Annotated in this window: 11 protein-coding genes; 9 read left to right on the top strand and 2 right to left on the bottom strand. The window is 64.1% G+C overall.

Annotated elements, in window-relative coordinates:
- A partial coding sequence (locus HV798_RS14545) for an IS3 family transposase (RefSeq protein WP_175167171.1) occupies positions 1 to 81 on the top strand: 81 nt, incomplete at its 5' end.
- Positions 82 to 176: 95 nt separating this feature from the next.
- On the opposite strand, the gene lexA is transcribed toward HV798_RS14545, so the two are convergent.
- Both lexA and HV798_RS14535 read right to left on the bottom strand, forming a co-directional pair.
- On the bottom strand, positions 177 to 827 hold the full coding sequence (gene lexA, locus HV798_RS14540) for a transcriptional repressor LexA (protein WP_175192045.1): 651 nt from the start codon (positions 825 to 827) through the stop codon (positions 177 to 179).
- Positions 828 to 1,011: 184 nt separating this feature from the next.
- Positions 1,012 to 2,211, bottom strand: a complete 1,200-nt coding sequence (locus tag HV798_RS14535) for an amino acid aminotransferase (protein WP_175192046.1) — start codon at positions 2,209 to 2,211, stop codon at positions 1,012 to 1,014.
- Between the two features lie 188 nt (positions 2,212 to 2,399).
- Here HV798_RS14535 and uvrB point away from each other — a divergent pair, with 188 nt between their 5' ends.
- The 8 genes from uvrB (at position 2,400) to hscA (ending at position 10,326) form a co-directional block, all read left to right on the top strand.
- Positions 2,400 to 4,409: an excinuclease ABC subunit UvrB gene (gene uvrB, locus HV798_RS14530; RefSeq protein ID WP_175192047.1), complete on the top strand. Its 2,010-nt coding sequence runs from the start codon at positions 2,400 to 2,402 to the stop codon at positions 4,407 to 4,409.
- 249 nt (positions 4,410 to 4,658) lie between these two features.
- The gene (locus HV798_RS14525) at positions 4,659 to 5,150 is read left to right on the top strand and encodes a low molecular weight protein-tyrosine-phosphatase (protein ID WP_006386176.1); all 492 of its coding nucleotides are present in this window, start codon (positions 4,659 to 4,661) and stop codon (positions 5,148 to 5,150) included.
- 192 nt (positions 5,151 to 5,342) lie between these two features.
- On the top strand, positions 5,343 to 5,885 hold the full coding sequence (gene iscR, locus HV798_RS14520; protein ID WP_175192048.1) for a Fe-S cluster assembly transcriptional regulator IscR: 543 nt from the start codon (positions 5,343 to 5,345) through the stop codon (positions 5,883 to 5,885).
- Positions 5,886 to 5,906: 21 nt separating this feature from the next.
- Positions 5,907 to 7,118 (top strand): IscS subfamily cysteine desulfurase, encoded by a 1,212-nt coding sequence (locus HV798_RS14515; RefSeq protein ID WP_175192049.1) that lies wholly within the window; start codon positions 5,907 to 5,909, stop codon positions 7,116 to 7,118.
- A 34-nt stretch (positions 7,119 to 7,152) separates the two neighbouring features.
- Positions 7,153 to 7,557 carry a Fe-S cluster assembly scaffold IscU gene (gene iscU, locus HV798_RS14510; protein WP_025135997.1) on the top strand — a complete coding sequence of 135 codons (405 nt, stop codon included), beginning with the start codon at positions 7,153 to 7,155 and terminating at the stop codon, positions 7,555 to 7,557.
- A gap of 1 nt (position 7,558) precedes the next feature.
- Positions 7,559 to 7,882: an iron-sulfur cluster assembly protein IscA gene (gene iscA / locus HV798_RS14505; RefSeq protein WP_006395864.1), complete on the top strand. Its 324-nt coding sequence runs from the start codon at positions 7,559 to 7,561 to the stop codon at positions 7,880 to 7,882.
- A 3-nt stretch (positions 7,883 to 7,885) separates the two neighbouring features.
- The gene (hscB, locus tag HV798_RS14500; protein WP_175192050.1) at positions 7,886 to 8,392 is read left to right on the top strand and encodes a Fe-S protein assembly co-chaperone HscB; all 507 of its coding nucleotides are present in this window, start codon (positions 7,886 to 7,888) and stop codon (positions 8,390 to 8,392) included.
- Positions 8,393 to 8,463: 71 nt separating this feature from the next.
- On the top strand, positions 8,464 to 10,326 hold the full coding sequence (gene hscA, locus HV798_RS14495) for a Fe-S protein assembly chaperone HscA (RefSeq protein WP_175192051.1): 1,863 nt from the start codon (positions 8,464 to 8,466) through the stop codon (positions 10,324 to 10,326).
- The last annotated feature ends 3 nt before the right edge of the window (positions 10,327 to 10,329 follow it).

Here is a 10,329-nt window from a genome sequence, read left to right as displayed (position 1 = left end):
TACTACAATCACGACCGTATCAAGCTCAAGCTGAAAGGCCTGAGCCCGGTGCAATACCGAGCCCAGGCCTTCGGGCTTTAGTTGACCGTCCAACTTCTGGGGGTCAGTTCACATGGCGGGGTTTCTTTTTTGGGTCTGGCTGACTGCAGCCTGCCTGGCGTGCGTTCAGTGCCGCATCAATGCAGGGCGTGCGTGCGGATCAGGCCGACTGCGATGCCTTCGAGTGCAAATTCCTGGTCGGCTTCGACCACGATAGTGTCGAAGTCGGGGTTTTCGGGCAGCAGTTCGATACGGCCATGCTGGCGTTGCAGGCGCTTGACGGTGACGTCGTCGCCCAGGCGGGCCACCACGATCTGGCCGTTGCGGGCTTCGGAGGCTTTCTTGACGGCAAGCAGGTCACCTTCGAGGATGCCGGCGTCGCGCATGCTCATGCCGCGCACCTTGAGCAGGTAGTCGGGGGCTTGGGCGAAGAGGCTGGAGTCGACGCCGATTTCGCGTTCGACGTGCTCGGCTGCCAGGATGGGGCTGCCGGCAGCCACTCGGCCGACCAGCGGCAACAGCAGTTGCGCCAGGCCAGGCAAGGGTAGGGCGGCTTGCGTGGGGGAGGCCGAGGTGTCTTTCAGGCGGATGCCACGCGAGGCGCCGGCCGTGAGTTCGATGGCGCCTTTGCGGGCCAGGGCCTTGAGATGGTCTTCGGCCGCGTTGGGCGAGCGAAACCCCAGGGCCAGGGCAATTTCGGCGCGGGTGGGCGGAAAGCCGGTGCGCGCGACCGTTTGCCGGATGAGGTCCAGGATTTGCTGTTGACGATCAGTGAGTTTGCTGGCCATGGCGATGATCCGTTGGGGTCGGACTGTACATATATACAGCAGCATTCTGGGGGACATAACGCAAAAAAGCAAGCGGGTGTCGATTGCGGCGGCAAGCGGCCCAAAAACGCAGGCAATACAACGCAGGCAATAAAAAACGGGACCCGAAGGTCCCGTCTGGCAGGTGCCGGCTTTGCGGGGCGCTTTACAGCACCGCAGCGATGCCCTTGGCGACCTGGTCGATGTTGCCGCTGTTCAGGGCGGCGACGCAGATGCGGCCACTGGAGACGGCGTAGACGCCGTGCTCTTCGCGCAGGCGGTCGACCTGGGCCGAGGACAGGCCCGAGTACGAGAACATGCCGCGCTGCTGCAGCACGAAGCTGAAGTCCTGCTTGCCGCCATGTTCCTTGATTTTCTCGACCAGCTGCTTGCGCATCAGGCGGATGCGGTCGCGCATGGCGCCCAGTTCCTGTTCCCACATGGCGAACAGTTCGGGCGTGTTGAGCACGGTGGAGACGATCGTGCCGCCGTGGGTGGGCGGGTTGGAGTAATTGGTGCGGATGACGCGCTTGAGCTGGCTCAGGACACGGGTGGCCTGGTCTTTGCTGCCGGCCACGACGGTCAGGGCGCCGACGCGTTCGCCGTACAGCGAGAACGACTTCGAGAACGACGAGCTGATGAACATGGTCATGTTCAGGTCAGCGAACAGGCGCACGACGGCGGCATCTTCCTTGAGGCCTTCGCCGAAGCCCTGGTAGGCGATGTCCAGGAACGGGACCAGGTTGTTTTCCTTCACGACGGCGGCGATCTGCTGCCATTGTTCGAAGGTGGGGTCCACGCCCGTGGGGTTGTGGCAGCAAGCGTGCAGCACGACGACGGTCTGGGCCGGCGCGGCCTTCAGGGCTGCCAGCATGCCGTCGAAATTCAGGCCGCGGGTGGCGGCGTCGTAGTAGGCGTAGGTGCCGACTTCGAAACCGGCGCGTTCGAACAGCGCGCGGTGGTTTTCCCAGCTGGGATCGCTGATCAGGACCTTGGAGGTCGGCAGCAGCTGGCGCAGGAAGTCGGCGCCGATCTTGAGGGCGCCGGTGCCGCCCAGAGCCTGGGTGGTGAGGACGCGGCCTTCGGTGACCAGCGGGGAATCCTTGCCGATCAGCAGGGCTTGCGCGCCCTGGTTGTAGCCGGCGATGCCTTCGATCGGCAGGTAGCCGCGGGCAGCGGCGGCTTCGATGCGGGCGATTTCGGCCTTGCGCACGGCGCCCAGCAGGGGAATCCGACCCTGATCGTCGTAGTACACGCCAACGCCCAGGTTGACTTTACCGGGGCGGGTATCCGCGTTGTATTGTTCGTTCAGACCAAGGATGGGGTCGCGCGGCGCGAGTTCGACGGAATCGAAAAGGGTGCTCATGGGACTCTGCTGAGGGTGAGTGGACGCAGTGGGAAGTGCTGTGGATAATGGGGGGTTTACCCTGGGAACAGTCTAGCATGCCTAAGAGCGCAATAGACCCGAGTGCTGCGGGCGCGGCCGCCGTTGGTGCCGTCAGTGATGCCCCCGTTACGGCTGTACCCGGTGCGGGCCCGGCAGGGGCCGGGTTCGTGGATTTTCCGGACAGCCCGTTTCATCTTTACCAACCCTATCCGCCCGCCGGCGACCAGCCCGCGGCCATCGAAGGCCTGGTGCAGGGCATCCAGGATGGGCTGATGTTCCAGACCCTGCTGGGCGTGACCGGGTCGGGCAAGACCTACACCATGGCCAACGTCATTGCCCAGCTCGGGCGGCCGGCGTTGGTTCTGGCCCCGAATAAGACACTGGCAGCCCAGCTGTACGCCGAAATGCGCGAGTTCTTCCCCAAGAACGCCATCGAGTATTTCGTGTCGTACTACGATTACTACCAGCCCGAAGCCTACGTGCCCACGCGCGACCTGTTCATTGAAAAGGACTCGTCCATCAATGAGCACATCGAGCAGATGCGGCTGTCGGCCACCAAGAGCCTGCTGGAACGCCGCGATACGATCATCGTCGGCACGGTGTCGTGTATCTACGGTATCGGCAACCCGGGCGACTACCACGCGATGGTGCTGATCCTGCGCGCCGGCGACCAGATCTCGCGGCGTGAGATCCTGGCGCGCCTGGTGGCCATGCAATACACCCGCAACGACGCGGAATTCACGCGCGGCGTGTTCCGGGTGCGGGGCGAAACCATCGACATCTTCCCGGCCGAAAGCGCCGAACTGGCGTTGCGGCTGACCCTGTTCGATGACGAGATCGAAAGCCTGGAGCTGTTCGACCCGCTGACCGGCCGTATCCGCCAGAAGCTGCCGCGCTTTACCGTCTATCCCGGCTCGCACTACGTGACGCCGCGCGACACGGTCATGCGCGCCATCGAGACCATCAAGGAAGAACTGCGCGAACGGGTCAAGCGCTTTGTCGACGACGGCCACCTGGTCGAGGCCCAGCGCCTTGAGCAGCGCACCCGCTTCGATCTCGAAATGCTGCAGGAACTGGGCTTTTGCAAGGGCATCGAGAACTACTCGCGCCACCTGTCGGGTGCGGCGCCGGGCGATCCGCCGCCCACGCTGATCGACTACCTGCCGTCCGATGCGCTGATGTTCATCGACGAAAGCCACGTCACCATCGGCCAGCTCAGTGCGATGTATCGGGGCGACCGGTCACGCAAAGAGACGCTGGTGCAGTATGGTTTTCGCCTGCCGTCGGCATTGGACAACCGGCCTCTCAAGCTCGAGGAGTTCGAGGCCCGGATGCGCCAATGCGTATTCGTGTCGGCCACGCCGGCCGCCTACGAGAAAGAGCACACCGACAACGTCATCGAGCAGGTGGTGCGGCCCACCGGCCTGGTCGATCCGATCGTCGAGGTGTTGCCCGCCCGCACGCAGGTGGACGACCTGCTGGGCCAGATCAAGGCGCGCGTGGGGCAGGGCGAGCGGGTGCTTGTCACGACCCTGACCAAGCGCATGGCCGAAGACCTGACGGACTTCCTTTCCGAGCACGGGGTGCGGGTGCGCTACCTGCACTCGGACATCGATACGGTGGAACGCGTCGAAATCATCCGCGACCTGCGCCTGGGCACGTTCGACGTGCTGGTGGGGATCAACCTGCTGCGTGAAGGCCTGGATATTCCGGAAGTTTCCCTGGTGGCCATCCTGGACGCCGACAAGGAAGGTTTCCTGCGGTCCGAGCGCAGCCTGATCCAGACGATCGGCCGGGCGGCCCGCAACCTGAACGGCCACGCCATCCTGTATGCCGACCGCATCACCGATTCGATGCAGCGCGCCATGGAGGAAACCAGCCGCCGCCGTACCAAGCAGTTGCAGTTCAACGCCGACAACGGCATTACCGCGCGCGGCGTGCACAAGGCCGTGCGCGAGCTGATCGACGGCATCGTGGCGCCGGTGCAGCACGACGCCCTGGAAGCTGCCGTGCCCGCGGAATTCCTGAAGGACGAAAAGGCACTGGCGCGCGAGATCAAGCGCCTGGAAAAGCTGATGATGGACCACGCCCGCAATCTGGAATTCGAACAGGCCGCGGCAGCGCGCGACGCGCTGAACGCGTTGAAGCAGCGGGTGCTGTTGGATGGGGCGGTCTGACCGTATTGAGGTATCTAAATGTATCTGTGCGCTGACAGCCTGCTGAATCGCGGTTGGCGGCGCACCGTTGCATTTACATGCTCAATATTTGGACAATTGGTCTGTCGAAAGCATCTCGAGCAACCTTAAATATAGTCCGTAACTATATGATTTATAGTTGATATTTAAGGGGACGGATTTGCGCGCCATCCTGGCTGGCGCTGCAAAAAAAGCTTGCCTTATCTCGGGTTTTCCCGCACACTTACTCCCATGATGACCAAGGTACTTTTCGTTTGCATGGGCAATATCTGTCGCTCGCCGAGCGCAGAGGGCGTGTTTCGCCATTTGGTGAACGACGCGGGTTTGGGCGATGTGGTTCGCATCGACTCCGCGGGCACGCACGCGTTTCATATCGGCGAGGCGCCTGATGCCCGGGCGCAGGCTGCGGCGCGTAAGCGCGGCTACGAGATCACGCACTGCGAGGCGCGTCAGGTCACCGCGGAAGATTTCCGCGACTTCGATCTCATCCTCGCCATGGATTGGGACAACCTGTCTGCCATGCAGCAGCAGTGCCCCAAGGCCTATCAGCACAAGCTGATGCTGCTGATGCGCTTTGCCAACGAGTTCGAAGAAGCCACCGTGCCGGACCCGTATTACGGCGGCGCCGACGGTTTCGGCAAAGTGCTCGACTACCTCGAAGATGCCTGTCAGGGCGTGCTCGAGCTGGTTCGCAAGCGCGCTACCCAGTACCAGGCGGCCTGATCCCCTGGTGCGCCAGGCCGCCCACGGGCGGCCTTGGGCAATTTGGTAGTGAAAAAAACCGCGCAACTGCGCGGTTTTTTCTAGCCGGGAGCCATACCAAATTAGTCGGGAATTTGCTATACTTGAGCCAATTACTCGGGTATTGACCGCCGGATTCGCCGGCGGCCATTGCCGAATCACAGGGAACCCACCATGCGGCTAACTACCAAAGGGCGTTTCGCCGTGACTGCCATGATCGATCTGGCTATGCGGCAGCATAGCGGCCCGGTCACTCTTGCGGCCATCAGCCAGCGTCAGAACATTTCGCTTTCGTACCTGGAACAGCTGTTCGGGAAACTGCGTCGCCACGAACTCGTGGACAGCGTGCGCGGCCCCGGCGGCGGCTACTCGCTTGCTCGCCTGGCGCGCAACGTGACCGTGGCCGACATCATCTTTGCCGTCGACGAGCCGCTGGATGCAACCAGCTGCGGCGGCAAGCGGGACTGTACGAGCGGCAACGACGGCAAGCCCGGCAAGTGCATGACGCACGAGCTCTGGGCGACGTTGAATCGCAAGATGGTGGATTACCTGGATTCGGTGTCCCTGCAAGATCTGGTTGATCAGCAGCGCGTGCGCCAACTGCAGGAAGCCAACAATCAAGCGCAGGCCTGCGCGGTGCGTGTGAATCGGGTGGGGGGCGCCAATGCCGCCGCCAATGCCCCGACCACGACCGTCGCGGCCAACGCCACCGTATAAGCAGCATCAGGAGTTGTAGAAATGACCACCCGCCCGATCTATCTGGACTATTCGGCCACGACCCCCGTCGACCCCCGCGTCGTCGACAAGATGGTGCCCTGGCTGTACGAGAACTTTGGCAATCCCGCTTCGCGCAGCCATGCCTTTGGCTGGGAATCCGAGGACGCGGTCGAGCGCGCCCGCGAAGAAGTGGCCAAGCTGGTGAATGCCGATCCCCGTGAAATCGTCTGGACTTCCGGCGCCACGGAGTCGGACAACCTGGCCATCAAGGGCGCTGCCAATTTCTACGCGGAACGCGGCAAGCACATCATCACGATCAAGACCGAGCACAAGGCCGTGCTGGACACCTGTCGCGAACTGGAGCGCCAGGGCTTTGAAGTGACCTACCTGGACGTCAAGGACAACGGCCTGATCGACCTGGACGTCTTCAAGGCGGCGCTGCGCCCCGACACCGTGCTGGTGTCCGTGATGATGGTGAACAACGAAATCGGCGTCATCCAGGATATCGAAACCCTGGGCGAGATCTGCCGCGAGAAGGGCATCATCTTCCATGTGGACGCCGCGCAGGCGACCGGCAAGGTCGAGATCGACTTGCAGAAGCTGAAGGTCGACCTGATGTCGTTCTCGGCCCACAAGACCTACGGCCCCAAGGGCATCGGCGCGCTGTACGTGCGCCGCAAGCCGCGTGTGCGCATCGAAGCGCAGATGCACGGCGGCGGCCACGAGCGTGGTTTCCGTTCGGGCACGCTGGCGACCCACCAGATCGTCGGCATGGGCGAAGCCTTCCGCCTGGCGCGCGAAGAAATGGGCACCGAGAACGAGCGCATCCGCATGCTGCGTGATCGCCTGTGGGCCGGCCTGTCGCAGATCGAAGAGGTCTACCTGAACGGCGACATGGACCAGCGCGTGCCGCACAACCTGAACGTCAGCTTCAACTATGTCGAAGGCGAGTCCCTGATCATGGCGATCAAGGAACTGGCCGTGTCCAGCGGTTCGGCCTGCACCTCGGCCAGCCTGGAGCCGTCGTACGTGCTGCGCGCCCTGGGCCGCAACGACGAACTGGCGCACAGCTCGATCCGTTTCACCCTGGGCCGCTTCACGACCGAAAAGGAAGTGGACTACGCCATCGAATTGCTCAAGAGCCGGGTCGGCAAGCTGCGCGACATGTCGCCGCTGTGGGAAATGGCCAAGGAAGGCATCGACCTGAATACCGTGCAGTGGGCCGCGCACTGAGCGCCCGTGCCAACGAAATACGTGGAGAACTGATATGTCTTACAGCACCAAAGTCCTGGATCACTACGAAAACCCGCGCAACGTCGGTTCGTTCGACAAGTCGGACGACTCGGTGGGCACCGGCATGGTCGGCGCGCCCGCCTGTGGCGACGTCATGAAGCTGCAGATCAAGGTCAACGAAGCCGGCGTCATCGAAGATGCGCGCTTCAAGACCTACGGCTGTGGCTCGGCCATCGCTTCCAGCTCGCTCGTGACCGAATGGGTCAAGGGCAAGACGCTGGACGAAGCCATGAACATCCGCAACACGCAGATCGCCGAAGAACTGGCCCTGCCGCCCGTGAAGGTGCACTGCTCGATCCTGGCCGAAGACGCGATCAAGGCCGCCGTGCAGAACTACAAGGAAAAGCATTCGGTCGTGGCCGAAGCTGTGGCGAACTGACATGTCCGTTACCCTGACCCAACAGGCTGCCACCCACATCGGCCGCTACTTGCAAAAGCGCGGAAAGGGTATTGGCTTGCGGCTCGGCGTTAGGACGACGGGCTGCTCCGGCATGGCCTACAAGCTGGAGTACGTGGACGACGTGGCGCCCGAAGACCAGGTCTTCGAGAGCTTCGGCGTGAAGGTATTCGTCGACCCCAAGAGCCTGGCCTACCTGGACGGCACCGAGCTGGATTACGCCCGCGAAGGCCTGAACGAAGGCTTCAAGTTCCGCAACCCCAACGAGAAGGCGACCTGCGGCTGCGGCGAGTCGTTCACGGTGTAAGTCTTGGCTGGAGACGACCACTTCAGCCTGTTCGGCTTGCCGGCACGCTTTGACCTGGACCCGCAGGCGCTGGAAACCGCATGGCGGACCGTCGCTGCGCAGGTGCATCCCGACCGCTTTGCCACCGCCAGCCCCGCGGAACGCCGCGTGGCCATGCAGTGGGCAGCCCGTGCCAACGAGGCCTATCGGCTGTTGCGCGATCCGCTGTTGCGGGCTCGCTACCTGTGCGAACAGGCGGGCATCGATTTGCAGACCGAGAGCAACACGTCCATGGACACGGCTTTCCTGATGCAGCAGATGACCTGGCGCGAAATGCTGGACGATGCGCGCGATGACGCCGACGCCCTGGCGGCGCTGCAGGCTGAGCTGCAGGACGCCCGCGTGCAGATGCGCGCCACGCTGACCCGGCTGCTGGACGAACAGCGCGACTACGCGGCAGCGGGCCTGAAGGTGCGGGAATGGATGTTCGTGGAAAAGCTGGCGCAAGAGCTGGCGTACGCCCATCCCTAGCCTGACGATCCGGACGAGCCTGGCCGCCGGGCGCCCAGGCTTTGCCGCCTACTGAGCAGAAAAATAGAATCATGGCCTTATTGCAGATTTCCGAGCCCGGTGAATCGCCCGCGCCGCACCAGCGCAAGCTGGCGGTGGGCATCGATTTGGGCACGACCAATTCCCTGGTTGCCGCAGTGCGCAGCAGCGTGGCTGAAGTGCTGCCTGACGCAGAGGGGCACGTGCTGCTGCCGTCGGCGGTGCGCTACTACCCGGGCGGCCGCGTGACCACGGGCCGCGAGCCCCTGGCGCAGCAGGCCGAAGACCCGCTGAACACGGTGGTGTCGGTCAAGCGTTTCATGGGCCGTTCGCTGGAAGAGGCGCGCGCCACGCGCGCCCCGTACGAATTCGTGGACGCGCCCGGCATGGTGCGCATCCGCACGGCGCAAGGCGACCTGAGCCCGGTCGAGGTGTCGGCGCAGATCCTGGCCGTGCTGCGCCAGCGCGCCGAAGATGTGCTGGGCGACGATCTGGTGGGCGCCGTGATCACGGTGCCGGCATATTTCGATGACGCCCAGCGCCAGGCCACCCGCGATGCGGCCCGCCTGGCCGGCCTGAATGTGCTGCGCCTGTTGAATGAACCCACCGCCGCGGCAATTGCCTACGGCCTGGATAACGCCGCCGAAGGCGTGTATGCGGTGTACGACCTGGGCGGCGGCACGTTCGATATCTCGATCCTGCGGTTGACGCAGGGCGTGTTCGAAGTGATTTCCACCGGCGGCGATACCGCGCTCGGCGGTGACGATTTTGATTCCCTGATCGTTGATCACGTGGTCGCCGCGACCGGCGTGGGCGAACTGACGCACGCCGATCGGCGCGGCCTGCTGATGGCGGCGCGTGCGGTGCGCGAGGCGCTGTCGGATGCGCAGCAAGCGCAGTTGCAACTGACGTTGGCCAACGGCCAGACGATTGACCGCACGTTGACGCGCGCGGAATTCGAAACGCTGGCGCAACCCTTGATCCAGCGCACGCTGGAATGCGCGCGCCGCGCGCTGCGCGATGCCGAGCTCAAGCCGGCGGACGTGCGTGGGGTGGTGATGGTGGGCGGCGCGACGCGCATGCCCGTGGTGCGGGCGGCGGTGGGCGAGATGTTCGGCACCGAGCCGCTGACCGATCTGGACCCGGACCAGGTGGTGGCGCTGGGCGCAGCCCTGCAGGCCAATCTGCTGGCCGGCAACCGCGCACCGGGCGAAGACTGGCTGCTGCTGGATGTGATTCCGCTGTCGCTGGGCCTGGAAACGATGGGTGGCCTGGTCGAGCGCGTGATTCCCCGCAACAGCACCATCCCGGTGGCGCGCGCGCAGGAATTCACGACGTTCAAGGATGGCCAGACGGCCATGAGCATCCATGTGCTGCAAGGCGAACGCGACCTGGTGTCCGATTGCCGCTCGCTGGCGCGTTTCGAACTGCGCGGCATTCCGCCGATGGTGGCCGGCGCCGCGCGTATTCGCGTGACTTTCCAGGTGGATGCGGACGGGCTGCTGAGCGTGACCGCGCGTGAGCAGAGCAAGGGCGTCGAGGCCGCGGTGTCGGTCAAGCCGTCGTACGGCCTGAGCGACGACGAGATTGCGCAGATGCTGGCCGACAGCGTGGCGCAGGCGGATTCCGATGCCCGCGCCCGCATGTTGCGCGAACAGCAGGTGGATGCGCGCCAGTTGGTGGAATCGGTACAGGCCGCGCTGGCGGCCGATGGCGATCTGCTGGATGCCGACGAACGCAAACGGGTGGACGACTGCCTGCAAGCGGCGATCGCGGCGCAGGACGCCCAGGATGTGGACACGGTGAAGGCCGCGACCGAAGCCCTGTCGGCGGCGACCGACGACTTTGCCGCCCGCCGCATGGACCGCAGCATCCGCGCCGCCCTGGCTGGCCGCAAACTTGACGAAATTGCCTGATAA

It is taken from the genome of Achromobacter deleyi, from assembly GCF_902859705.1.
Classification (GTDB): Bacteria; Pseudomonadota; Gammaproteobacteria; order Burkholderiales; family Burkholderiaceae_B; genus Achromobacter; species Achromobacter deleyi.
This window is presented reverse-complemented; position numbering and strand designations above follow the sequence as displayed.